Raw genomic sequence first — 24,594 nt, forward strand, 5'->3', positions numbered from 1 at the left:
TGGGGCGGCGCTCGGACGTGCCGCGGGAGTGGGACCCGGGGCTCCTGGTGCTGGACGACGTGCCGGCCGACGACTGGCGCGATGTCGTGGTGCACCTGAACGGGCGCCCGCTGCCGCTGCGGCTGGAGGTCGTCGGCGGCGCCGTGCGGATCGCCGCACACTGGGAGCGGGCGTCGTCGGGCGCTTGGCGGCTGGAGGTCCTCCGGAAGGACGGCGCGCCGTGGTCGTCCGTCATCCGCATTCCGCCGGCCAAGCTCGGCGATGCGGCACTCGCCGCGATGGTCGACGACCTCGAGAGCGGCCTGCCGGCATCGATCGCTGTTGCACTGGACCGGCTGGGTGCCTTTGGTGGCATCGACTGGCGGCCGCCGCGGCGGGTGACGCTCGCTCAGGAACTCGAGCATGTGCGCCGGGCACTGGTCGGGGACGGGGGGCGGCGCGGGCTGATCGACGTGCTGAACGAGGTGGCGCGGGATCCCCACAAGGTGTTGGCAGACGTGCACCCGTGGGTGCGGGCGGAGAAGGCGCGGCGACCGTCTCCCGCCCATCTGCCGCAGGCCTTCGCCAAGGCCGGCAACCTGACGCGGGACGGGCGGCCCATGAGCGTCGTCGACGGCCGCGTCGAGAGCACCTTCGACGTCTACGAGAACCGCCTGCTGCGAAGCTTCGCAGACAGTGTCGACGTCCGGCTGCGGCGGCTCCGCCGGTGGCTGCGTCTGGCGCCCGTGGTAGCAGGCGATGTGGAGGCTGAACTGGCAGCGCTCGCGGCCGCCCTGCGCAAGGCGCGGTGGGCCGCGAGGTTTCTTGACGAGGTCGGCTCGCTGCGGCGTGCACCGACGGACCTGACGATGGTGCTGCTGCGCAAACCGGCCTATCGCGCTGCTCTCGAAGGGTTCCTGGCATTTCGTCGTTCGGCGGCGATCCGGGCGACGGTGCCGGCTTTGGACGCGCCCATGAGCGATGTCCCGACCCTCTACGAGGCCTGGGGCACGCTCACCCTCGTCGAGGCGCTGCTGGAGGCGGCGGCGGACGAGGACTTCCGCGTGGTGTCGCAGCGTCTGTGCAGCGGCGTCGAAGGCGAGCCTGCCGTCGTCCTTCCGCCGGAGGTGCCGGCGGTGCGCCTGGAGCACGTCGACGGGCGGGTCGTCGTCCTGACGCCGCAGCGGCGCTTCCCGCGCGGGGCCTGCAGCGACCTGCACAGCGTCAGCTTCGAGCAGATCCCCGACGCGACCCTGGAGGTCCGGTGGCCGGGCCGGCGCGCCCTGTTCCTGTTCGACCCGAAGTACAAGCTTTGGGGTGACGGCAGCGGAACCGCCGGTGACGGCAGACCAAAGAAGGAGGACATCGACAAGATGCACGCCTACCGCGACGCCATCCGCGATCGGGACGGCGGGCGGCCGGTGCGCTTCGCGGCGATCCTTTATCCCGGACCGGAAGCCTGGTTCGGGTCCGACGTCGCCGCCCTTCCGGCGCTGCCCGGGGGCGACGGCTTAAGAAAGCGCCTGCGGGAGCTGTTGCGGGAAATCATCAGTGCAGACGGCGGCTGCTGGTCGGCTCATGACGTGAGGGGGGAATGGTCGTGACATATTGGACGGAAATCGGTCTGCTGAACGGCCGCTGGCGGGCGGCGGTGCACCTCGACGGGGATCTGCTGGCCGAGGGGTGGGGGCAGGACGAGGCGGCGGCGCGCGCCGATCTGGAGCGAATCCTGGGACGCAGCGTGGGCGGTGCGGCGGCGCCTGCCGGCCCGGCCGCTCTCGTTTCCGCCCGGCGCGTCGAGCCCGCCCCCGCGGCCGGTGGTCTTCGGGAGGCGATCATCGCGCTTCTGCAGGAGCATCCGGAGATCGTCCCGCACGACCGGTGTTCGCCACAGACCAAGTATATGCATCGCTACCGGACCTTGCGTGGACGCAGCATCGGTCACGAGCACTCCCTCAAGGTCCAGAACCTGTGGGTGGCTGCTGCCGGACTGCCTGCCGATCTGAACGATGTGCCGTCCCGCTTCTCCGCGGGTGGGCGCGACGGCGACGGCCGGCATTCCAACCTGAAGGCCATGCCCGACCTTTGCAACGCGGACCTGATTTGCTTCGCACCGCGCGACGGCGCCGAAGCCAGCCGCATCCTCGACGCCGTAGCGGCGCTACCTTCCTCCGACGGGGAGAGCTTGTGATGACCGGCATCCGGTTCGTCTTGGGTGTCCTGGATGGGACTTGGATGGTCGACGTCTTCACCGGCGACGACCACCTCTTCCAGGAAGTCGCCGCCACCGAGGAACAGGCCCTCGCAGCTGCCCGTCGACGTCTGGAGGGGCGGGCTCCGGAGCCGGTCCCTGCGCCCCGGCCCGTGCCGCCGCCCCCTCCGCGTCAGCTTCCGGCGGGCGCGACCGCGAGCCGCGGCATCCAAATTCAGGACCGGGCGGCGCTGCTGCCGGTCCCGGAGGTCTTCTACCTCGAAGAGGGCGTTGATCGCCGCCGGTGGGACGCGGAAAACAGCGTCGACTCGCCGTCCCGCGGGCACCATCAGGTCGATCCCAGGCGGCCGGTGTCCTGCACCCCGATCATGCCGGACGTCCGCCGGGCGGCGACGGAAGGAAACGCCTATCCGCCGTCCTATGCCGCGGCGCCGGATCTGGTCCGGTCGACACCGGCCTATCGGGATCTGGTCGAGGTCAGCCACGCCGTCTACCGGCTGCTGGCCGACGAGCGGACGCTCACCATCGGCGCTGCCAAAGCTGCGATGGAGGCAGCCATGGGGCGGCGGTTCAGCCCGAGGATCCGCGACGCCTGCGTCGCCGACACCCTGCGGGACCTTCGCCTCTATGGTCTGGCGCAGGCTGATCGGGCGGGCCGCTTCACCGCCAGGACGTGCTTCACGTGGGTCGATCCCGCCACGGTCGCCCTGGTCGACCCGGCCGATCCCGGACGTTGACGAAGGAGCCTGCGCATGCGCCGCACCGCCGATACCATCGCCTTTTCCGCCCACGATCTCGTCAACGCGCTCGGCTGCCGTCACCGCACTTTCCTCGATCTCGGCGTCCTGAACGGAGCGCCGCCGCCGCCCGCCTCGCCGGACGACCAGGCGGCCCTGCTGCGGGAGAAGGGGCTGGAGGTGGAGGGCGCGGTCGTCGAGGCGTTGCGCCGCGACGGTCTTGAGGTGGAGACCATCGGCGGCGGGTCGTTCGCGGAACGCGAAGCCTTGACGACCGCCGCCATGCGGGCCGGCAAGGCGGCGGTCCACGGCGCCGCCATCGCCGCCGGCCGCTGGTTCGGGTACTGCGACCTCCTCGTGCGGGTGGAGCGGCCGTCGGGCTTCGGCGCATGGTCCTACGAGCCGGTGGAGATCAAGCTCGCGCGGCGCCCGGCGGCGAAGCACGTCGTCCAGTTGGCCACCTACGGGATGATCCTGTCCGCGCTGCAGGAGGCGCCCGTGCGCACCCTGCGCCTGACCACCGGCGACGGCAAAGACCACCGGCTGCCGGCCGACCGCTTCCGCCACTATGTCGGCCTCGCCGGAAAGCGCCTCGCGTCCTTCGTCGACGCCGGCGCTCCGGGAACGGAAGCCGAGCCGTGCGGCCACTGCGGCGTCTGCCCCTGGCATGGCGCGTGTTCCGAACGCTGGCAGGCCGAGGATCACCTGTCGCTGGTGGCCAATATCCAGCGCGGGCAGATCGTCAAGCTCCGCGCGGCCGGCATAACCACCGTTGCGGCCCTGGGGGGGCAGCCGGAGGATACCCGCATCCGCAAGATGGCGCCGGACACCTTCGCGCGCCTGCGGCACCAGGCCGCCCTGCAGGTGAGGGGCCGAGACGAAGGCCGCCCCGTGCTCGACATCCTGCCGCCGGAGGACGGGCGCGGCTTCGCGCGCTTGCCCCGCCCGGACGACGGCGACCTCTATTTCGACATCGAGGGCGACCCGCTCTATCCCGACGGCCTGGAATACCTGTTCGGCGTCGCCGGCGGCGCACCCGACGCCCACTGGTTCCGCGCCTTCTGGGGGCATGACCACGACGAGGAGCGGTACGCCTTCGAGGCGCTGATGGACTTCTTCGCTGGGCACTTCGCCAAGCACCCGGACGCCCACGTCTACCACTACAACCATTACGAGGTGACTGCGCTGAAGCGGCTGGCCTCGCGCTACGGCACCCGCGAAGCGGTTCTGGACGACTTCCTGCGCCGCCGCCGGTTCGTCGACCTTTATACGGTCGTGCGCGAGGCGATCCGCGTTTCCGAGCCACGGTACAGCCTGAAGAACATCGAAGTCTTCTACAGCGACAAGCGCTCCGGCGGTGTTACCAATGCCGCGGACAGCGTCGTCATGTACGAGCGGTGGCGCCAGACACAGCACCCGTCTCTGCTGCGCGACATCCAGGATTACAACGAGTTCGATTGCGTCTCGACGCTGCGTCTGCACCGTTGGCTGTGCGGCCTGCGTCCTTCCGGGGCCGCCTGGGCTACGGGTGCCGCTGCCACGCTGGACGAGGAACGGGCGGCCGAGCTGGCGGACCGCGATGCCGAACGGGAGGAGATGCTCCGCCGCCTGCTCGACGGCCCACCGTCGGAGCGGCCGCTGCGCACCCTGACGGGCTACCTGCTCGGCTTCCATCGCCGGTGCGAGAAACCGGAGTGGTGGGCGATGTTCGATCGCCAGGAGCGGACGCCGGAGGAACTGGTCGACGACGCCGACTGCCTGGGTGATCTCCGCCAGGTCGGCCCGGCCGGCAGCGAAAAGAAGAGCCTTGTCGGCGTCTACCGCTTCCCGGAGCAGGAGACCAAGCTACGGGCCGGCGACCGTCCGCTGATCGCGCAGACCCTGGAACCCGCTGGCGTGATCGACGAACTGGACGAGGAGCGGCGGCTGGTGCGCCTCAAGCGGGGCGCGGTGAAGGGACCGCTGCCGGAAACCCTGTCGCTGGTGCCGGGCGGCCCGGTGAACAGCGGCGTCCTGCAGGCGGCGGTAGAGCGCTTCGCCGGGAGCCTGATGGCTCGCGACGGCCGCTTCCGGGCGGTGCGCGATCTTCTGGAGCGCAAGCCGCCGCGCCTTTGCGGCCGCGCGGCCGGGGCACCGGTCGTCCCGGCCGGCGCAGACGTGGTCGAGGGCGCGATCGCAGCGGCGCTCGCGATGGACGAAACCTACCTGTTTATCCAGGGACCGCCCGGGGCGGGCAAGACGTACACGTCGGCGCACGTCATCTGTGGGCTCATCCGTGCCGGCTTTCGGGTCGGCATCGCGTCCAACAGCCATAAGGCCATCAACAACCTGCTGCACGGGGTCGAGAAGCGCGCCAAGGCCCAGGGGCTCGACTTCCGCGGTCAGAAGAAGTCGACGGCCGGGAAGGCCGACAGCTTCCTGAACGGCGACCTTATCGAGGACATCGTGAACAACGCCGACGTCGATCCGCGCGCCGCCCTGGTGGCGGGGACGGCGTGGCTGTTCGCGGGGCTGGAGGAGCAGACTGCCGTAGACTACCTGTTCGTCGACGAGGCGGGGCAGGTGTCGCTCGCCAACATCGTCGCCATGGGAACGGCCGCACGGAACATCGTGCTGGTCGGCGACCAGATGCAGTTGGGCCAGCCCATCCAGGGCGTTCACCCGGGCGACTCCGGCCTTTCCGTGCTCGACTTCCTGCTGCGCGACGAGCCGGTGATCCCACCCGACCGCGGCATCTTCCTGCCGACCACCTTCCGCATGCACCGCGACGTCTGCCGGTTCATCTCCGATGCGGTCTACGCCGGCGCGCTGCAGTCTGCCCCATCGACCGAGCGCCAGACGTTGCTGCTGACGCCCGATGCGCATCCCGAGCTGCTGTCCACGGGCTTGCGCTTCATCGAGGCCGAGCACGAAGGCTGCAGCCAGAAGAGCGAGGAGGAAGGCGCCATCCTGCGCGACCTCTTCGACAGTCTGCTGCGTCAGCGCCGGCGCGACGAGGAGGGGCGCGAACGGCCGCTGACGGTCGACGACATCCTGGTCGTCAGCCCCTACAACGTCCAGGTCAACCACCTCCTCGCCGTGCTGCCGCCGGGGGCAAGGGTCGGTACCGTCGACAAGTTCCAGGGCCAGGAGGCGGACGTGGTGCTGATCTCCATGGCCACGTCTTCGGCCGAGGACCTGCCTCGCGACATCGACTTCCTGTACAGCCGGAACCGCCTCAACGTCGCGATCTCGCGCGCCCGCTGCCTGGCCGTCCTCGTGGCGAGCCCGCGGCTACTGGAGATTCCGTGCCGCACAGTGGAGGAGCTCGCGCTTGTGAATACGCTCTGCTGGGCGCGGGAGTACGCGGCGGGGCAGGAGGGGCGTGAGCAACTGAGGGAAGTGACCAGCGCCCACAGCAGCAGGCTCTATCCGTAGGCGGGTGAGACTTAAGTGGGCGAGCATTTTGTCGCCGCGGCTGTGGTAGCCTCGGTGGAAGTGGATGCGGATCGAGCGCCGAGCGCCGGGCGCGGCTGATCGAGCAGATGGAGCTGGAGTTCGAGGAGCTTGCCGCCTCGGCCACCGAGGACGAGCTCGCTGCCGAGCAGGTGCGGTTCTGCGCCGACCAGCCGACGGCCTTGCCGAGGCCGTGGCGCGCACCACCACCGTGGCGGCTTTCACCCGTCGGCGGCCGTCGCGCCAGCCCTTCCCCGAGCATCTGCCGCGCGAGCGGATCATTGAGCCGGCGCCGGCCGTCTGCGCCTGCTGCGGCGGCGAGCGGCTGCGCAAGATCGGCGAGGACGTGACCGAGACCCTGGAGGTGATCCCTCGCCAGTGGACGGTGATCCAGCGGGTGCGGGAGACGTTCAGTTGCCGGGACTGCGAGAAGATCGCCCAGGCGCCAGCGCCGTTCCACGTCACGCCCCGCGGCTGGGCCGGGCCCGGCCTGCTGGCGATGATCCTGTTCGAGAAGTTCGGGCAGCACCAGCCGCTCAACCGCCAAGCCGAGCGCTACGCCAGGGAGGGCGTGCCGCTGGCGCTGTCCACCCTGGCCGACCAGGTCGGCGCCGGCTGCGCCGCGCTGGAGCCGCTGATCAGGCGGATCGAGGCCCACGTCTTCGCCGCCGAGCGGCTGCACGCCGACGACACCACCGTCCCCGTCCTGGCCAAGGGCAAGACCGACACCGGCCGATGTTGGGTCTATGCCCGCGACGACCGCCCGTTCGGCGGCCCGGCGCCGCCGGCGGCCATGTTCTATTATTCCCGCGACCGCGCCGGCGAGCATCCCCAGGCGCATCTGGCCGGGTATGTCGGCCTGCTGCAGGCCGACGCCTATGGCGGCTACGGCAAGCTCTACGGGGCCGACCGCAGGCCGGGCCCCATCCTGGAAGCCGCCTGCTGGGCCCATGCCCGCCGGCCGTTCTTCGCGCTTGCCGATCTCGCCTCCAATGCCCGCCGCAAGGCGCAGGGCAAGACCGGAGCGGTGATTTCGCCGCTGGCCCTGGAGGCGGTGCGCCGCATCGACGCGCTGTTCGACATCGAGCGCGCCATCGCCGGCCGGTCGGCCGAAGAGCGGCGCGCCAGTCTGTCGCGCGGCAACGACCTGGCCAATGCGATGGACTACATGCTCAAGCGCTGGCCGGCCTTCACCCGCCTCCTCGACGATGGCCGCGTCTGCCTGTCCAACAATGCCGCCGAACGGGCGCTGCGCGGGATCGCCCTCCGACGGAAGTCGTGGCGGTTCGCCGGCTCCGACCGCGGCGGCCGGCGCGCCGCCGCCATGTACAGCCTCATCGTGACCGCCAAGATGAACGACGTCGATCCGCAGGCTTGGCTGGCCGACGTGCTCGCCCGCGTCGCCGAGCACCCCGCCCACCGGATCGACGAGTTCCTCCCCTGGAACTGGCGGCCGCAGGACATCGCCAACCGCCTGGCGACCTGACCATGCCCGCCACCACCGCCGTCTTCACCATCGCCCGTGTCGCCGAGATGCTGGGGGAGGACGAGGACTGGCTGTGGGAGCTCTCCATCGACATGTTCCCCGGGGACGGCTGCCTGCGGGTCTACGGCGTCGGCGAGGACATAGTGACCGCCTTCACTATCAGGGCATCGAGACCCTGAAAGCCATCATCGACGACCTGCGCGACATCGGTCAGGCACCGCCGCTGCTCAAGCAAACGCGCTGAGATCCGGGCTGCCTGCGGTGCTCACCGGATGGTTACAAATCAACCAGACGCAGGTCGCTTGACGAACAGAAGGGCGTCCGCGGCTCCCAGTACGCCGAGGCGGCCTATCGAGAAGTTCTCAGTCGGCACAACCTTACAGGCTCGATGGGACGGCGCGGAAACCCGTACGACAACGCCAACGCGGAGAGCTTCATGAAGAGGCTCAAGGTCGAGGCAGTCTACGGGGCCGATTACGAAACCTTCGAAGACGTGGCGGAGGATCTGCCACCCTTCATCGAGACCGTCTACAATAAGCGCCGGCTGCACTCGGCCCTCGGCTACCGCAGCCCGATCCGGTTTGAGGAGCAACACGCCCGCCAGGCGGTCAAAGATCCGATCTGACAGCGTCCACCCCGAGGGGTTCCCTCCATGCAGGGGGAAAAATTCCACGCCGCTTTCCAGTCTGGCCCCCGGAGGCCAGTTATCCTGCTATTCCACGATTGAAGGTTTGAAACCAAAAACACGACTGTGTTCGTTCAGGTGCCCCAGTTTCTGGATGACCGAGGCCCAGTCGCTGCCGCGGCGCCGAAGTTCGCGCGCCAGATGGTAATATTCGGCGCGCATGTTGTTGGCGAAGATGCCGGGATCATCCGAACCCATGCATAGGGCCGGGGCGCGTTCCGCCGACTCTTCCAGCCAACGAAAAATGTGGTGCTCGGCGTGATCGCGGTAAAAGGAAATGCGGACATTGCTTGTGGGCAGGGTTTCTATCGCAACCTGCCGGCTTGCCAAGTCGCGTAGTACTTGCTCCTGCAGGTGGCGCAGAGCCTCGGCCCCAAGCCACGCCGTGTCGACGCGTTCAGGCTTGGCGTAGGCGTCGCGTACTCGGCGCAAATGATAGGCTTCGAACCAACGGAAGGCGTCGGTGTGCTCGGCCGCCGCACGCTGCACGCGGTCGATCTCGCGGCGGCGGTCGAGCTCGATCGCCACCTCCTTCTTCCGCGCTGCCTCCACCGCCATCGGGTCCAGCGCGCGCAAGCTCCACGCTGCGTGGAGCAGGTTGGGGTCCAGTCGTTCTCCGTAGATGCGCCGGGACAGGTCGCGAATGCGGCCTTCGAGTTGCTGGACCACGTGGCCGAAATGGGGGTGACCCACCAGGTAGGCATGGGCGAACACCAGATTGTCCAAATGGTGGCCGCACGTCATGTGCAGGCGTTCGGGCATGCGCTCAAGCCACAGGTCGGGATCTATGCCTACGGCCGTGCCGTGGCCGATACGGTTGCCGTAGCGCAGGTTCAGGAAGCAGGCTGCCTCGGCGACGGCGCGGATACCTGAAACCAGGTGCTCGAAGTCCTCGCCGGCATGGAAGGTGAGATGGACTAGGCCCGACCGCCGCGCGGCGCGGAAAGTCGGGGCGAACACCTCGGGCGAGGCGTGCATCTCGTTTGCGGCAGCATCGATGCCGCACAGGAACCGCCGTGCTATCGCAGAGGTCTCGCGCACATGGCGCAGGGCCAGCCAGCGCTTGTGCAGATTCTTGCGCAGGGCGTAGTGGCGACACGGGGTGGAGCATCCGGTGTCAGGGTCGACTCTCTTGATGAAATGAGCGACCAGGTGCAGTGCCATGCGCGGTTCGCCTGCCGCCGGCTCAGGATCCGGCAGCTCCTCCTGTTCCAGCGAGGTGACCCGCGGGCCGCCACGGTAGCGTGACAGTCCGTCGAGAATGTTGACCAGCAATCTCTTCAGTTCGGCCGGGTTGTCTGGCGGACTGATGCGCCCCTCCAGAACGGCCAGGTCCCGGCGCGGCGCACAGTTCAGTTGCTTGAACCGGTCCAGGTAGCACACTCCTTCCGACAGTCGGCGCATGGAGGTGAAGGTGAACTTCTGGAACTGGTCGAACCCCTTTTGCCGCTCGCTCTGGATCGCCAAGGGAACAGCCATGCCATTGAGGATCAGCAGGTAAAGATGCAGCCAGCGTCCGGCCGGAGCGTCTGGCTCAATATCCAGCCGCTGAAACACCAGGATCAGCAGCATAATTTCCGGAATCAGCTTGCCGATGTCGCCTGGCAGCAGCGGGGAGAGCGGGTGCGCGGCGCTGCGGCGGTCGTCCAGGGCAGCCACCAAAGACGGCCGGACCAGGTCGGCGATGGAAAAAGGAGGGTCTCCCCCTAAGGCGAAGTCAGTCAATGCCAGGCGGACGCGGAACGCCACCTGCAGATAATGTCTCACCGCGTCGGGGGGCAGGCCCAATTGTTCGTACAGTTCGGCCAGCATGGATCGGTCGGGTGTGTCGCCGGCCAAGCGATCCAGCCGCGGCAGGGCGGCGCGAATTGCCTTGGCTGCGCCGTGGACGTCCGCCAGTTGGTCTTGCCAAACCTTATCCACCTCGGTCGATCCGTTCAGATGGATGTGGCGATCGTGCAGGCCCTGGGTGTTGATCAGGTCCTCCACGCGGGGATCGAAGGGGCTCAGCAGCACTGTGTGCTCGAATGGGCGCAGATGCCGGTCGATGTAGCGCCGCACCTCCGGCGCCTCCGTGATCTTCGGCGGGGCGTACCATCGCCAAAGGGCGAAGGCCAGGAACGGCAGCGGCGACAGGTCGGCCAGTTCGCCTTGCCAGCGGCCGAAATTCTCGAAATCCACATGGACGTTGCCGTCGTGGCGGATCAGGAATTCGTCGGCGAATGCCTTGAGCACCGCCTTCAGGATTTTCCATTCACTGTCGGCATCGGCCAGCGCCGAGTCCCGATAGTTGCGCAGCACATGGTCAGGCAGGTGGCTGCTGCGTTCCCATTCACCAACGGTGGCGCGTCGGCGCAGTGTTTCCACGCTGGGCCACCCGCCGGCCATGGCTTCGGCCAGGGTGCGGCGATCCTTGAGGAATTGGCGCAGGACGAGGGTGGGCATGGCGGTTTACTTGCCCTGGCGCGGTTTGCTCGCCTGCCTGCCCGGATTGGCTTGGCGGGCTTTCTGCGGTTCCGGCACCGCCACCGAGTTGAAGAGATGGAAGAGGTTATCGAATTCGACCTCCGTCTCCCCGACCTCGTAGGTAACCTTGACAACCTTGCGAAGGATTGACGAAAATAATTTGCAGGTCACCTCTGCATTTGGGTCAAGATAGGCCGCCCAGAGCGGACAGCGAGCGATGGCGTTGAAGAACGGCGGGCGGTCTTTTCTACTGGGGAGATTACGTAGGAATTCAGTGTCGCGCGTTACCGGGTTCTTCAGGCTGACGTTTTTGTCGTAGTCGGACAGATGGAGGAGCTCCTCCACATAAATCGAGTTGAGAAACAGGATGATTTGACGGTGTAGAAGATGGCCGAGATAGTAATGTTTCGCATCCAGGTCGTCGTCCTGGGCGCTTAGGCCGTAGAAGAAGCGTGTCCAGATGCGGGCCATCACATAGGGCGGCAGCGGAGGCGTCTTTGCCATGACGATCCTCCAAGCCTTCAGCGCCTTGTAGAATAGATAATCTGCGGATTGGTCCTGCTTGAGGCCCGAAGTGTCGTCTTTGTCGTCATCCTCAATGTCTTCAGGCGGTTCGGCGTCCTGGAAGTCCATCACCGCATAAGCTCGAATTTCTGCCGAGTTCTTGAGGATCGCCTTGATCCGGTCGGGACTGGCCACAATGTCCGCCAGGGCGCCTAGGACATTATGGATGCTGGCGTAGGTGGGACGCTCGCCGCTGTGCTTCAGGATGCGACTGAACGGAAGGGCGGCAAGGCTGGTGGCAGTCTCCGAAGGCAGGCGAGCCAGCAAGGAGTCGGCGGTGTTGTACCATTCGCCAAGCCCCCGGGCAGTTTTGTTATCTTTCGTCTTTTCCCAAACGGTATTGCGGAACGGCCTGATGAATTCCGGCGCACTATCCGGGCAGGGGCCCACGAGGGTGCCATAGTCGCCGTACAAACGGCGGATGGTCGCCTCGGTATCTCGGCTGCGGCGCGCCAGGGTCAAGGTCGTCCCCGACCGCAGGGCCTTGGCCGTGGGCTTGTCCGCGCCGCGCAGGATGACGGTCATATGGCGGCCCAACTCCAGTAACGAGCCCGGGCGGTTGAGCGCCAGATAGTCGATGGTGCCGCGCAGTTTTTTTGCATCCAGCAAGTCGCGACCATAATGCACGGCCACCTCGCGGAACTGACAGATGCGCAGCATGTAATCCAGCGCGTGGAGGGCCTGATAGCCACCGGCCATGCCAGCGAAAACCAGGAAGATCAGGTTGACATCGTCGGACGCCAGATCCGGTAGCAGGGTGTGCCCGGTTGACCACAGGTCGTTCCGGGTCAGGAACTCGGCAAGGAAGGCAGCGAACTTCCCGCTGTCTGTCCGATACAAGTCGTCGCTGTCGGTATGGAGTCGGGCGTAAATGTCGGAGAACTGAGCAATGAGAGCGCGCTGGAGTTCCACCTTGCTGTCGGGCTTGGCGTTCTCGACGGTGTCGGCCAAGGCCGTCTCATCCCTGGCCATCAGAGACAGCAGGTTGACCACGGTGCGCACCGGTTGCCGTAGAATAAACTCGATCGCGACAACCATGGCGTTGCCGCGGTACCGGGACAATGTTTGGAACTTTTCGTAGAGGAAGCGCTCGACCTCTACGGTGTTCCCGTCCTCCTCCGGCGGATCTCTAAGCACGATCTTGACCGTGTCGTGGACATCGCTGAATTTGGCCAAGCTGATCCGGTACGCTGGAGGAAGTATCTTCTGCAGATACTGGCCCTGCAAATGGCTGACCATGGTCTCGACAGGGCCAGCCATCTGGTGATCATGCCGCAGCAACCCCTCCGAAAACTGCTCCCACTGCCTCCCGCGCACCAGCATGGCGTAGAGATCCATGTCGCCCGACAGGACGACGATCATGCGCGGTGAGGTCAGATAGCGGCGCAGGATTTCCAGCACCGTCCAGCCTTGCTCGAAATTTGTATCGATGTCGTCCAGCGCCACGATGAATGCCTGCTTTTTCAGGACAACGAGCGCCTTAGCGATCATGTCGTGGAAATTAGCTTCAAGCGATTGGCCCTCACCAGCCTTTCGTAAGCCTTGATCCATGGCATAGTGGGCGTCTTCCCATTGGTCGTCGGCCAGCTGCCGATCCTTGCCGACACCGTCCAGCAGGCACAGGCCACCGGCCAGCTTCCGCAGCGCGTCCTCCCAGTCTCGACCGGCGGCATTTTCCCGCCACTGGGGGGCCTCACAGACCTTTTGCTGAATCCGGTTCAGGATCAGCAGGAATAGGTTCTCTTTGCTGCCGATCAGTGTCGGGTCGATCACGCCAAGGCTGACGAGATCACCCCCTTTCTCTTCGCAGAGATGGTCCAACGCGTTGAGCACGAATGTCGTTTTGCCGCTGCCGCGGGTGCCGTGAATGGTGATGGCACCATGGCGGCGGTCAAGGATGGTGGGATGGGAGCTTTTGGCGGTTGACTCGGCCCGCTCCAGTTGCTCCTCGACGATCTTCTTGAGGCGGGCGAATGCAGTGCGTTGGATGAACTCGCGGTCCCAGTTCGCGCCCTTGCCGGCGTCGAGCTTGCGGACGTCCAAGCTCTTTCTCACATCAAGGTAGATAGAGGGGCCGGCATCCTGCGTCGACTGTTCTTCCTTGGCCATTTCGCGCCTCTTGCGGGTAATGAGGCGCTGACAATATGCCAGGGCGCGCTATGAGAAAAGCACCTATTCATATTGAAAGTGTCGTGTGGAATGCCCGCCGCGGAGGTAGGGGGCACGCGAGGCGGGCATCGTCTCTCGAGCCCGCGAGCAGATACCTGGCCTAAGCGGCACGCCGGCTTGCGAGCGGTCGAGATTGTCGGAAAGCTCAACCATGAACCGGTGTCCTCCGAGGTGATCGCCTCCTGGTCTCTGCATAGAAGACGGTGACCAAAGCCGGAAGCCACGCACCGGGTAAGGGAGATGCACTATTAATCGGCCGCTGGATTTCGATGTTTAGCAACCAATCGAGGTCCCGTGCGGATGCTTATTCTGGTAAGTCGGTGTCGTAGATGGACGGGAGTCTTTGCAATTGGCTACTTCGTCAATTCCCGATCTCCGTCACCTTCGGCACATCGAACTGCGCCCGCACCCGCACCATCCGCCGGTGGCCCTTGGGCGCTTCGGCATCTTCGACCGTCGTCACCTCGAACCGCTGCACGCAGGCCCGCAGCGGCACCGTGAGGCGGTGATCTTCGGGCATTAGCCGGAGTTGCATCAGCATTGCCTGGAACCGCCCCAGTGCCGCCTCAACCGCCGCCAGTGACGGCTGAAGGGCCTGCCGCTGTCGCTGATGCCGAGCCTGCTCATGGGTCAGGCGCCGGATTTCCTGTTCCAGTTCGTCGAGCACCTGGCGCACGCTTTCCGTCCGCGCCCGTGGCCCCAGCGTGGTCAGTATGGCCTTGAGGGAGGCTCGCCGTTCGTCGATCTGCCGGCCGATATCCTCCAGGGCTCCATCATGCTCGGCACGCTCCGCGACCACGGCCGGCGAGGCGTAATAGGCCATGATGTCGTCCGCCTTGAGCTGCTCCAGAGCGTCGATGCACAGCGGCATCAGCTCATCCCATTTGAGGTTGCGATTGGCGCAGCCGCTGACCGGGCAGGCGTAGTGGCGCCAATGCTGGGTGCGGATCTTCACGTCGTGTTCGGCGCAGTGCAGGCGGCCCGAGAACACCGGCAGGATCTTCTTGTGCGGCTGCTCTTGCTGCTCCAGGCGCCACTTTCGTTGCCGCGCGGCCGCGCGGGCCGCCTTGGCTTCGGTGTCCTCGATCTTGCGCTGCTCGATCACCTCCTTGCGGGCCGTCGAGCGTTGGTCGATCAGCGTCTGCACCCGGTCGAAGAGGGCAGCGTCGAGGATCGCCAGGTCGGGCACCGGGGCCAGCACCCATTCCTCCGGCGGCCGCGGCACCGATAGGCGCTTGCCCGTCTCCGGGTGCTTCCGGAAATGCATGCGGTTGAAGGTCACCACGCCCTTGTAGAGCGTCTGGCGCAGGATACCGGTGGCGCGCGACGCCGAGCCGACGAGGGTGGTCACGCCCCACTTGCCGCCGGCAGGGGAGGGGATGCCGAGGGTGTTGAGGTCCTCACAGATTCGCTTCAGGCTCTTGCCCTCGGCGTAGGCCGTGAAGATCTGCCGCACTACCTCGGCCTGTTCCTGGTTGATGGCGCGGGCGCCGCGGATGGGTTCGCCGGCGGCGTCGAACCGCCGCACGATGTCGTAGCCGTAGACCTGGCCGCCGGGCACCGTGCCACGCTGGACCGAGGCGATCTGGCCGCGTCGGGTCTTGTCCGCCAGGTCCTTCAGGTAGAGCGCGTTCATGGTGCCCTTCAGGCCGATGTGGAGCTCGCCGATCACGCCCTCCGCGACCGTCTCCAACACTATATCGGCGAAGCTCAGGCGCTTGAAGAATGTGGCGATGTCGCCCTGGTCGCGGCTGAGGCGGGACAGGTCCTCGGCGACGATGCGCTCGAACCGGCCGGCCAGGGTCTCCTTGATCAGGCGCTTGATGCCGGGGCGGTTGAGCATGGAGGCGCCGGACGTCCCCTTGTCGCAGAAGATCTCCACCACCGTGTACCCGAGGCGCTGGCAGTGCTGCACGCAGCGAGCGATCTGATCCTCGGTCGAGCCCTGCTGCTTGTCGGTGGAGTGACGGGCGTAGATGGCGGCCAACATGCTGATATTCCCTAGGCCTTTCGGACGGGCGGGAATAATCGCTGTGGTCTTCGGCCGCAAGACCAAATGGCGATCGGGTGAGAAAAAATCTCTTGCGGCTGTGTAATTTCTACGAGTTTCTACATGATGCGGTCGGTTTCTACGAATTTCCACGAGTTTCTACATGTTTCCACGAGTTTCCACGTCCTTCTACGACATTCTCCGTCGTCCCTGTGGCAGGATATGTCTGGTGGGCCCACTCGTGGACCCACCAGACCGCCCGGTGGGCGTCCTGCCCTTACTCGCATGGCTGCGCCAAGCTCGACGGGTGAAAAAAGCTGCGCCTGTCCTGGATCGAGTCGGGGGTGCGTGGACATCCACAGGGAGGGGCTGGCGGGTGTGACGGCCCGGGGTCATTGGGCTCTCTCCAGGCGGGGGCGGTTCCCCAGGGGCACTTTCTCAGAAAGTTGCCACGCGGACTAAATATGGCTCGCGTTCCGCGTTGTCCTAATATCTAATACAGACATTGCGGGTAAATGGGGAGGGTCTCGTGCACTACTACGCGCACAGCGGGGCCGGCCCTGTCGGGCCGGGGTGGGAACCCCTTTCGGATCACCTCGCCGAGGTGGCGGCGCAGGCGGAGGCCTTCGCCGGCGTGTTCGCAGCGCCCGAATGGGGCGCGGCCGCCGGCTGGCTGCATGATGCCGGCAAGTACCGGCTGTCTTTCCAGCGCTACATCCGGTCCGAGGGACCGGCCGCACCCCATGCGTCCGCCGGGGCGGCACTGGCGGTGGAGCGGTACGGGCCGATCGCCGGCACGCTACTCGGCATCGTGACCTCGGCCCACCACGCCGGCCTTCCCGCAGGGGAAGGGGAGGCCGCCTTCGCCGAGCGGCTGCACGACGGACGCGCCGCCGTGGCGCACGATCTTGCGCCCGAGGCGCAGTCCCTGCCCCTGCCGCCGCGGTTGCCGCCGCCGCCCTTCATGGCGCATCCGAAGGACTCGTTCGGCGCCGCCTTCTTTCTGCGCATGCTGTTCTCCACCCTGTGCGACGCCGACTTCCTGCGCACCGAGGGCTTTTGCGATCCCGCCCGGGCGGCGGCGCGGCGGGGGCCGCGGCCCGAGCTGGCGACCCTGGCGGCGGCGCTCGACGGCCACATGCAGCGGCTCGCCGGGTCCTCGTCGGCGGCGCCGGCCATAGCCGGTGCGCGGGCGGAGATCCTGGCGGCGGCTCGCGCTGCGGCGGGCGAGCCGCCGGGCGTCTTCTCGCTGACGGTTCCGACCGGCGGGGGCAAGACCCTGGCCTCGCTCTCCTTCGCCCTGAAGCACGCCGTGACGAACGGGCTGCGGCGGGTGATCTACGTCATCCCCTATACCTCGATCATCGAACAGACGGCGGCGGTGTTCCGCGAGGCCCTGGGGCCCGACCTGGCCGATGCGGTGCTGGAGCACCATTCGGCGGCCCCGCTGCCGGCCGGCGGCGAGCGCATCGGCCCCCAGCGTGCGGCGCTGGCGGAGGAGAACTGGGACGCACCGGTGATCGTCACCACCACCGTGCAGTTTTTCGAAAGCCTGTTCTCTGACCGGCCGGGGCGCTGCCGCAAGCTGCACAACCTTGCCCGGGCGGTGGTGGTGCTCGACGAGGTGCAGGCGCTGCCGACCGCCCACCTCACGCCGTGCGTGGCGGCGCTGGAGCGGTTGTGGCGCGACTATGGCACGACCCTGCTGCTGTGCACGGCGACGCAGCCCGACCTCACGGTCGGTTCCCTCGGCACCGCTCTGCCGCCGCCGCGCGAAATCGTCGCCGACAAGGCGGCTCTCTATGAGCGGTTCCGTCGTGTGACCACCGAGAAGGCCGGGCGGCTGTCCGACGACGCCCTGATCGAGCGGCTGCGGGGCGAGCCGCAGGTGCTGTGCATCGTCGATAACCGCGCCCATGCCGCCGAGTTGTACGAGCGTCTGGCAGAGGGGCGAGCGGAGCCCGACGAAGTCTGGCACCTCAGTGCCGGTCTCTGCCCTGCCGACCGCCGCCGCATCCTGTCCGCGGTGAAGCAGCGCCTGAAGGAGGGGCTGCCCGTGCGCCTGGTGAGTACGCAGGTGATCGAGGCCGGCGTCGACATCGACTTCCCCGTCGTCTATCGCGCTGCGGCCGGGATCGACTCGCTGGCCCAGGCGGCCGGCCGCTGCAACCGCGAGGGCCGGGGGACCGGCCGGTTCGTCGTGTTCGACCACGACCGCAAGCTCTTCCTCCCCGATCTGGAGCGACGCCGCACCCTCGGCCGGCCCATCCTCGCGGAAGACGGCGACCCGCTCGCACCCGCTCGTGTGGAACGCTACTTCGCGAGCCTGCTGGCCGTGGCGGAGACGGATCACAAGGCAGTCATGGGCTGTTTCGCCCGCAACATAGGGGCGGCCGGCCAATGGGACTTCCGCCGCGCCGCCGCCGACATGCGGCTCGTCGGCGAAGAGACGGTGCCGGTGATCGTGCCCGCCGAGGGGGCCGAAGCGCTGTGTGAGGAGTTGCAGCGTGCCGCCCGCGGCGGTTTCCCGGTGTCTCGGCAGGTGCTGCGGGCCCTGCAGCAGGTGAGCGTCTCGTTCTACCGCAGCCTGTTCGCCGCCCTCGACCGTGATGGTGCCCTGGGACGCCTGGGGCCGGGGGATGCCTTCGTGCGGCTGGTGACCCCGGATCTCTATGACAGCCGCCTCGGCCTTCGCCGCCGGGAGCAGGAGAGGAAGTACTCGGAAAACGTGCTGTAAGATTCTCTTGCCTGCTACGCTATCACACGATACACAGGAATAGCCGGGGCATGACGCGCCGTGGGTAGAAACCTGTGCATTGTTGTGATTGCGATCGGGCTGACGGTTGCCCGGTCGCTCTCCGCCAGGAGCAGCGCATGCGTAAGTTCATCCGGTTCGAAATCTCGTACGGCCAGACGGAAGAAGGTGCCCCGCCGCACCAGGAGCAGGTGCCGACCCTGCGGAAGCTCGTGGGGACGGGTTTGGTAACGGGCCTGCTGCGGCTCCTGTCACGTGCCGCCGGAGGGGGCGGTGGGGCTCCGGATTTGTCTGCGTAGAAAGGGGGGGACATGACCAGAGGCATCCAGATCAAGGTGTGGGGCGATTACGCCCTGTTCAGCCGCCCCGAGTTCAAAACCGAGCGGGCGAGCTACGAGGTGCTGACGCCGTCGGCGGCGCGCGGCATTTTAGAGGCAGTGCACTGGAAGCGGGCCATCCGCTGGGTGATCGACCGCATCCATGTGCGCCGGCCCATCCGGTTCGAGACCATCCGCCGCAACGAGGTGGCCGGCAAGGCGCCCTATACCTCGGCCCGCCAGGCGGCGCGGGGCGAGAAGCCCATGCCCTATCTCGTGGTCGAGGACGACCGGCAACAGCGCGCCGCCCTGGTTCTGCGCGACGTGGAATACGTCATCGAGGCCCACTTCGACATGACCGACCGGGCGGGGCCCGGCGACAATCCGGCCAAGCACCTGGAGATGGCGCGCCGGCGCATCGAGCGCGGCCAGTGCGCCTGGCAGCCGAGCCTCGGCACCCGCGAGTTCACCGCCTTCTTCGGGCCCGTGGAGCCGGGCGAGCTGGAGACCGTGCCCGATGCCCTGCGCGGCGAGCGCGATCTCGGCTGGATGCTGCACGACATCGACTTCGCCGACGGCATGACGCCGCACTTCTTCCATGCCGTCCTGCGCGACGGCGTGCTGGACGTGCCCCCCTTCACGCCCCGCGGGAGGGCCGCGTCATGATCCTCACCGCCCTCCACGAACTTTACCGCCGGCTGTCCGCCGGTGACGGCCCGGATGCCCTGCCGCCCCTCGGCTTCGCCCTGACCAAGGTGGTCGGGGCCGTGGTGCTCGACCGCGAGGGGCGCTTCCAGGACATCCTCGACCTGCGCACCACCGACGGCAAGCGCCAGGTGCCGCGCCTCATCCAGGTGCCGCAGCCGCCGCAGCGGACGGTCAAGGTGGTGCCGGGGTTCCTGTGCGACAACGCCGGCTACCTGTGCGGCCACGACGGCAAGGGCAAGCCGGAGCGGGCGCGGACCCAGTTCGAGGCGGCGCGAGAGCTGCACGAGCGGCTGCTGGCCGGCGTGGATCATCCGGCGGCGCGAGCCGTCCGCGCCCACTTCGCCGGCTGGGACCCGGCGGCGGCGGCGGAACGGCTGGCGGCGCACGAGGATCTCGTCGACGGCTGGCTGGTGTTTCAGGTGCTCGGCCTGCCGGGCGGGGAGCCCTTCGTGCACGACGTGCCGGCCCTGCGCGACGCCTGGGCGCGCCACGTGGCGGCGGCGGAAGCCGGCGCCGAGGGCCAGTGCCTGGTGACCGGCGAGATCGGCCCCATCGCCCGCCTGCACGCCCCCATCAAGGGTGTCCAGGGCGCCCAGACCAGCGGCGCGTCGCTGGTGTCGTTCAACATCGCCGCCGCCACGTCCTACGGCAAGGACCAGAGCTTCAACGCGCCCGTGGGGGAGGCGGCGGCTTTCGGATACACCACCGCCCTCAACCACCTGCTGCGGCGCGAGATGCGGCAGTCCCTGACGATCGGCGATACGACCACCGTCTTCTGGGCGGAGAAGGCCTCGGCGGCCGAGACGCTGATCCCGGCCCTGGTCGATCCGGCGTGGCGGGAATGGGAGGAGCTGATCGCCGAGGCCGCCGCCGACGACCTGGAAGCGGCCCGCGCCGATCGCCTGCGCGGCCTTCTGGTGGCCTTGCGCGACGGCCGGCGGGTGACCGATCCCGACCTGTTGAACGACGCGGCGGTACGCTTCCATGTGCTCGGCCTCGCGCCCAACGCCGCCCGCCTGTCGGTGCGGTTCTGGGACGTCGCACCGGTGGGCGAGATGCTGCGGCGGCTGGGCGAGCACCACCAGGATCTCGCGCTCGACCTCGACCACCCGAACCGGCCGCCGTCGCCGTCGCTGTGGGCACTGGCACAGGAGACGCGGCCGAAGGACCGCGACGGCAAGGCGCGCGGCACCAATTCCCTCGACACGATGAAGAAGCTGCACGGCGACATCGCCCGCGCCGTGCTGACCGGCGGCCCTTATCCACAGACCCTGCCGGCGCTGCTGCTGGCGCGGTTCCGTGCCGACGGCTGGGTCACCCACCCGCGCGTCGCCCTGCTGAAGGCCGAATACAACCGCCGCCGGCGCTTTGCCGGCCAGCCGGAGGATATGATCCCCATGAGCCTCGATCCCGCCCGTACCGAGGTCGGCTACCGCCTCGGCCGCCTGTTCGCCGTCCTGGAGCGCATTCAGGAGGCGGCCCACGGCGGCTCGGTCAATGCCGGCATCGGGCAGAAGTTCCTGTCGTCGGCTTCGGGCACGCCCATGGCCGTGTTCCCGCACCTGCTGCGCCTCAAGGGAGCGCACCTGAAGAAGGTGGCGCGCGACGGCCGCGGCCTGTCGGTGTGGTACGACCGCCTGGTCGCCGAGATCCTCGACGAGGTCGGCGCCATTCCGGCCAGCCTGACGCCCGATCACCAGGGCCTGTTCTTCCTCGGCTACTACCAGCAGCGCCAGGCGCTGTTCCGCAAGGGCGAGACGCCCGCCGCCGAGGTTTCCGACGCCGACACCGATACCGCCGCCTGAGCCGCCGCGACAGTTCCGAGAGGGGGAAGACCATGAGCGTCCTGAGCAACCGCATCGAGTTCGTCTATTACTTCGACGTCACCAACGGCAATCCGAACGGCGACCCGGACATGGGCAACATGCCGCGCGTCGACCCGGCCACCCAGAAGGGCCTGGTGACCGACGTCTGCCTCAAGCGCAAGATCCGCAACTTCGTCGCGCTGGCGAAGGGCGACGCGGCGGGATACGACATCTACGTCCGCGAGCGCGCCATCCTGAACGAGCAGAACCGCCGCGCCTACGACGACCTCGGTATGTCGTGGGAACCGCGCAAGCTGCCTAAGAAGGGCGAGGACGCCAAGGCGGTCACCGAGTGGATGTGCAAGACCTTCTTCGACATCCGCGCCTTCGGGGCCGTCATGACCACCGACGTCAACTGCGGCCAGGTGCGCGGACCGACCCAGATCACCTTCGCCCAGAGCGTCGACGCCATCCAGCCGCTGCCCGTCAGCATCACCCGCATGGCCGTCACCACGGTCGCCGAAGCCGAGAAGCAGTCGGGCGACAACCGGACCATGGGCGAGAAGCACATCGTCCCCTATGCGCTCTACCGCGCCGAAGGCTTCCTGTCGCCCCACTTCGCCAACGCCACCGGCTTCTCTGAAGACGACCTGCAGCTTCTGTGGCAGGCGCTGATCAACATGTTCGACCACGACCGCTCCGCCTCCCGCGGGCGGATGACGGCGCGCCGCCTCATCGCCTTCCGGCACGACAGCGCCCTCGGCAACGCCCCGGCCCACAAGCTGCTGGAGCTGGTGAAGGCCGGCTCCGCCGCCGGCCGCAGCCCCGACGCGCCGGCCCGCACTTTCGAGGATTACGTCGTCACCTTCGACGAAGCGGGCATGCCCGCCGGGGTCACGGCCGAAATCCTGCTGTAGGTTGCGCAGGCCGGGAGCGGAGCCATGGAGGAAGACGACGACGACATCGACCTCCTGCCGCTGTCGGCCTTGCAGCACCTGGTCTTCTGCCCGCGCCAGTGTGTCCTCATCCACGGCGAGCGCCAGTGGGCGGAGAACCGGCTGACGGCTGAAGGCCGGGTGCTGCACGACCGTGTCGACACGCCGGAGGAGGAGGTGCGCGGCGGCCTGCGCATCGCCCGGGCGGTGCCGCTGGCGAGCCGTCGCCTCGGCCTGACGGGGCGCGCCGACGTGGTGGAGTTCCACCGCGATCCTGCCGCCCCGGATGCGCCGTGGCGGCCGCTGCCGGTGGAATACAAGCGCGGCCGCCCCAAGGACCACGACGCCGACCGCGTGCAGCTTTGTGCCCAGGCCTTGTGCCTGGAGGACATGCTGGGGCTGCCGGTGCCGGAAGGGGCGCTGTTCTACGGCCAGCCGCGGCGGCGCCAGACGGTGCCGTTCGACGCCGCCCTGCGGGCCCGAACGGAAGACCTCGCCGCCGAGCTGCGCCGCCTGCTGCGGGCGCCGGCACTGCCGCCGCCGCTGGTGGACGACCCCCGCTGCCGGTCGTGTTCCCTGGTCGACATCTGCCGGCCCGCCGTGGCCGGCCGCTCGGCGGCGCGGTGGCTCGACCGGGCGCTGGGCCGCCTGCTGGCCGATGACGCCGGGACCGCTGAAGAGGACGACGGGCCATGAAGCAACTCGGCAACACGCTCTACATCGCGTCGCAGGGCACTTATCTCGCCAAGGACGGCGACTGCCTGCTCGCTACCCGCGAGGACGGGGGCAAGACCCGCGTGCCGTTGCACAAGGTGGACGGCGTCGTCTGCTTCGGCCGCATCTCCGTCAGCCCCTTCCTGCTCGGCCACTGCGCCGAGGTGGGCGTGACGGTGACCTGGCTGACCGAACACGGGCGCTTCCTGGCGCGGGCCGAGGGGCCCGTATCGGGTAACGTGCGCCTGCGGCGGGCGCAGTACGCCGTGACGGACGACCCGGCGCGGTGCGCCACCATCGTGCGCTCCATCGTCGCCGGCAAGCTGGCGAACCAGCGGCATGTGGTGCTGCGGGCCCTGCGCGATCATGGCGCCGACGACGGCGGGCGCCTGCCGGCGGCGCGCGAGGCCTTGGAAGCGCTGCTGCGCCGCCTGCGGTCGCCGGCCGGGCTGGCCGCGACGGTCGATGAACTGCGGGGCCTGGAGGGGCAGGGCGCCAACGCCTACTTCGCCGCCTTCCCGGCGCTGCTGCGGGCGCGCGATCCCGCCTTCACCTTCGAGGGGCGGGTCCGCCGGCCACCGACCGACCCCGTGAACGCCCTCCTGTCGTTCATCTATACCCTGACGACCCATGACGCGCGATCGGCGCTGGAGGGGGTGGGGCTCGACCCGCAAGTCGGCTTCCTGCATCGCGAGCGTCCGGGCCGTCCGAGTCTGGCGCTCGACCTGGTCGAGGAGTTCCGCGCTTGGTTCGCCGATCGGCTGGTTCTGTCCCTGGTCAACCGCGGGCAACTCCGCGCCGCGGACTTCGAGACGGCGCCCTCCGGTGCGGTGACCCTGACCGACGACGCGCGCAAGGCCGTGCTCGTCGCCTATCAGGAGCGCAAGGGAGAGGAGGTGAAGCATCCGTTCACCGGCGAGACCGTCGCGGTCGGCTTGCTGTGGCACGTGCAGGCGCGCCTGCTCGCCATGCACCTGCGCGGCGACCTCGACGCCTACCCGCCCTGGCTGGCGCGCTGACGAGGAGGGAGGGTATGCTGGTCGTCGTGACATACGACGTGTCGACGGAGGATCGTGCCGGCCGGCGCCGCCTGCGGCGGATCGCCAAGGCGTGTCTGAACCGCGGGCAGCGCGTTCAGTTCTCGGTCTTCGAATGCGACGTCGATCCGGCCCAGTGGACCGCCCTGCGGGCCGAGCTTCTGGACCTCATGGACCCGGAGAAGGACAGCCTGCGCTTCTACTTCCTCGGCTCCGGCAAGCGCCTGAAGGTGGAGCACGTGGGCGCCAAGCCGGCTCTCGACCTCGACGGTCCGCTGATCCTCTAGCCCCCTCGCGCCGGCGCGAACCCGAAGCGACCATCCGCCGCCCGGCAGGTTCGCGCGGCGCGGCGCGGCTTGCTTGGGTGAACCGGCTGGCGGCATTGACCCTGGGCGGGAGGGCATGCTCGGGCCGGTTCGCGCAGATGCGTCTGTTCCGTCTGGTGTGACAAGACGCTAAGGTCGAACAGTCGCCCCCTGCACGGGGGGAGGGCATGCTCGGGCCGGTTCGCGCAGATGCGTCTGTTCCGTCTGGTGTGACAAGACGCTAAGGTCGAACAGTCGCCCCCTGCACGGGGGCGTGGATTGAAACTCGACGCCA

16 protein-coding genes and 1 pseudogene are annotated in these 24,594 nt (G+C 68.0%); 14 read left to right on the top strand and 3 right to left on the bottom strand.

Translation table 11 applies throughout. The features are described 5' to 3' along the window. The first annotated feature begins 47 nt into the window (after positions 1-47). From CRP50_RS07445 to CRP50_RS25500, 7 genes and pseudogenes are all read left to right on the top strand, one after another. A complete protein-coding gene (locus CRP50_RS07445) occupies positions 48-1,583 on the top strand; it encodes a DUF2357 domain-containing protein (protein ID WP_141415084.1) in 1,536 nt (511 codons plus the stop codon). Beyond that, the gene (locus CRP50_RS07450) at positions 1,574-2,170 is read left to right on the top strand and encodes a hypothetical protein (RefSeq protein WP_097278390.1); all 597 of its coding nucleotides are present in this window, start codon (positions 1,574-1,576) and stop codon (positions 2,168-2,170) included. The genes CRP50_RS07445 and CRP50_RS07450 overlap by 10 nt, the downstream gene beginning before the upstream one ends. Further along, positions 2,170-2,928 carry a hypothetical protein gene (locus tag CRP50_RS07455; protein ID WP_097278391.1) on the top strand — a complete coding sequence of 253 codons (759 nt, stop codon included), beginning with the start codon at positions 2,170-2,172 and terminating at the stop codon, positions 2,926-2,928. The genes CRP50_RS07450 and CRP50_RS07455 overlap by 1 nt, the downstream gene beginning before the upstream one ends. Before the next feature lie 15 nt (positions 2,929-2,943). Then, positions 2,944-6,345: a TM0106 family RecB-like putative nuclease gene (locus tag CRP50_RS07460; protein WP_097278392.1), complete on the top strand. Its 3,402-nt coding sequence runs from the start codon at positions 2,944-2,946 to the stop codon at positions 6,343-6,345. A 68-nt stretch (positions 6,346-6,413) separates the two neighbouring features. Beyond that, a pseudogene (gene tnpC / locus CRP50_RS07465) lies at positions 6,414-7,849 on the top strand (IS66 family transposase); the annotation flags it as partial. 2 nt (positions 7,850-7,851) lie between these two features. Continuing rightward, on the top strand, positions 7,852-8,028 hold the full coding sequence (locus CRP50_RS07470; protein WP_217992011.1) for a hypothetical protein: 177 nt from the start codon (positions 7,852-7,854) through the stop codon (positions 8,026-8,028). A gap of 209 nt (positions 8,029-8,237) precedes the next feature. Then, positions 8,238-8,474, top strand: coding sequence for an integrase core domain-containing protein (locus CRP50_RS25500; RefSeq protein WP_097278393.1), 237 nt, complete (start codon positions 8,238-8,240; stop codon positions 8,472-8,474). A gap of 87 nt (positions 8,475-8,561) precedes the next feature. Here the strand turns inward: CRP50_RS25500 and CRP50_RS07480 are convergent, their stop codons facing one another. The 3 genes from CRP50_RS07480 to CRP50_RS07490 form a co-directional block, all read right to left on the bottom strand. Next, entirely contained in the window at positions 8,562-10,979 is a 2,418-nt protein-coding gene (locus CRP50_RS07480; protein ID WP_097278394.1) for a hypothetical protein, read from the bottom strand. Positions 10,980-10,985: 6 nt separating this feature from the next. Further along, positions 10,986-13,673: a hypothetical protein gene (locus CRP50_RS07485; protein ID WP_097278395.1), complete on the bottom strand. Its 2,688-nt coding sequence runs from the start codon at positions 13,671-13,673 to the stop codon at positions 10,986-10,988. A 421-nt stretch (positions 13,674-14,094) separates the two neighbouring features. Further along, complete coding sequence (locus CRP50_RS07490; RefSeq protein WP_097278396.1) at positions 14,095-15,723, bottom strand: recombinase family protein; 1,629 nt, start codon at positions 15,721-15,723, stop codon at positions 14,095-14,097. 529 nt (positions 15,724-16,252) lie between these two features. Here CRP50_RS07490 and cas3 point away from each other — a divergent pair. From cas3 to cas2, 7 genes are all read left to right on the top strand, one after another. Further along, on the top strand, positions 16,253-18,460 hold the full coding sequence (gene cas3, locus CRP50_RS07495) for a CRISPR-associated helicase Cas3' (RefSeq protein ID WP_141415086.1): 2,208 nt from the start codon (positions 16,253-16,255) through the stop codon (positions 18,458-18,460). A gap of 329 nt (positions 18,461-18,789) precedes the next feature. After that, positions 18,790-19,461, top strand: coding sequence for a type I-C CRISPR-associated protein Cas5c (gene cas5c / locus CRP50_RS07505; protein ID WP_097278399.1), 672 nt, complete (start codon positions 18,790-18,792; stop codon positions 19,459-19,461). Then, the gene (cas8c, locus tag CRP50_RS07510; protein ID WP_097278400.1) at positions 19,458-21,308 is read left to right on the top strand and encodes a type I-C CRISPR-associated protein Cas8c/Csd1; all 1,851 of its coding nucleotides are present in this window, start codon (positions 19,458-19,460) and stop codon (positions 21,306-21,308) included. Before cas5c ends, cas8c begins: the two co-directional genes overlap by 4 nt. Positions 21,309-21,340: 32 nt before the next feature. Then, entirely contained in the window at positions 21,341-22,225 is an 885-nt protein-coding gene (cas7c, locus tag CRP50_RS07515; RefSeq protein ID WP_097278401.1) for a type I-C CRISPR-associated protein Cas7/Csd2, read from the top strand. Positions 22,226-22,249: 24 nt separating this feature from the next. Next, a complete protein-coding gene (cas4, locus tag CRP50_RS07520) occupies positions 22,250-22,939 on the top strand; it encodes a CRISPR-associated protein Cas4 (protein ID WP_097278402.1) in 690 nt (229 codons plus the stop codon). After that, positions 22,936-23,976 (top strand): type I-C CRISPR-associated endonuclease Cas1c, encoded by a 1,041-nt coding sequence (gene cas1c / locus CRP50_RS07525; protein ID WP_097278403.1) that lies wholly within the window; start codon positions 22,936-22,938, stop codon positions 23,974-23,976. The genes cas4 and cas1c overlap by 4 nt, the downstream gene beginning before the upstream one ends. Before the next feature lie 14 nt (positions 23,977-23,990). Then, entirely contained in the window at positions 23,991-24,281 is a 291-nt protein-coding gene (cas2, locus tag CRP50_RS07530; RefSeq protein WP_097278404.1) for a CRISPR-associated endonuclease Cas2, read from the top strand. Positions 24,282-24,594 lie beyond the last annotated feature (313 nt).

This window comes from Caenispirillum bisanense (genome assembly GCF_900230255.1).
GTDB lineage: Bacteria > Pseudomonadota > Alphaproteobacteria > Rhodospirillales > Rhodospirillaceae > Caenispirillum > Caenispirillum bisanense_A.

Excerpts from the sequence above, each read along its gene's own strand:
- CRP50_RS07455 (WP_097278391.1), top strand. The coding sequence starts at position 2,170 with ATGACCGGCATCCGGTTCGTCTTGGGTGTCCTGGATGGGACTTGGATG.
- cas4 (WP_097278402.1), top strand. The coding sequence starts at position 22,250 with ATGGAGGAAGACGACGACGACATCGACCTCCTGCCGCTGTCGGCCTTG.
- cas7c (WP_097278401.1), top strand. The coding sequence starts at position 21,341 with ATGAGCGTCCTGAGCAACCGCATCGAGTTCGTCTATTACTTCGACGTC.
- CRP50_RS07485 (WP_097278395.1), bottom strand. The coding sequence starts at position 13,673 with ATGGCCAAGGAAGAACAGTCGACGCAGGATGCCGGCCCCTCTATCTAC.
- CRP50_RS07460 (WP_097278392.1), top strand. The coding sequence starts at position 2,944 with ATGCGCCGCACCGCCGATACCATCGCCTTTTCCGCCCACGATCTCGTC.
- cas5c (WP_097278399.1), top strand. The coding sequence starts at position 18,790 with ATGACCAGAGGCATCCAGATCAAGGTGTGGGGCGATTACGCCCTGTTC.
- CRP50_RS07450 (WP_097278390.1), top strand. The coding sequence starts at position 1,574 with ATGGTCGTGACATATTGGACGGAAATCGGTCTGCTGAACGGCCGCTGG.
- cas1c (WP_097278403.1), top strand. The coding sequence starts at position 22,936 with ATGAAGCAACTCGGCAACACGCTCTACATCGCGTCGCAGGGCACTTAT.
- cas8c (WP_097278400.1), top strand. The coding sequence starts at position 19,458 with ATGATCCTCACCGCCCTCCACGAACTTTACCGCCGGCTGTCCGCCGGT.
- CRP50_RS07480 (WP_097278394.1), bottom strand. The coding sequence starts at position 10,979 with ATGCCCACCCTCGTCCTGCGCCAATTCCTCAAGGATCGCCGCACCCTG.
- CRP50_RS07470 (WP_217992011.1), top strand. The coding sequence starts at position 7,852 with ATGCCCGCCACCACCGCCGTCTTCACCATCGCCCGTGTCGCCGAGATG.
- CRP50_RS07490 (WP_097278396.1), bottom strand. The coding sequence starts at position 15,723 with ATGTTGGCCGCCATCTACGCCCGTCACTCCACCGACAAGCAGCAGGGC.
- cas2 (WP_097278404.1), top strand. The coding sequence starts at position 23,991 with ATGCTGGTCGTCGTGACATACGACGTGTCGACGGAGGATCGTGCCGGC.
- CRP50_RS25500 (WP_097278393.1), top strand. The coding sequence starts at position 8,238 with ATGGGACGGCGCGGAAACCCGTACGACAACGCCAACGCGGAGAGCTTC.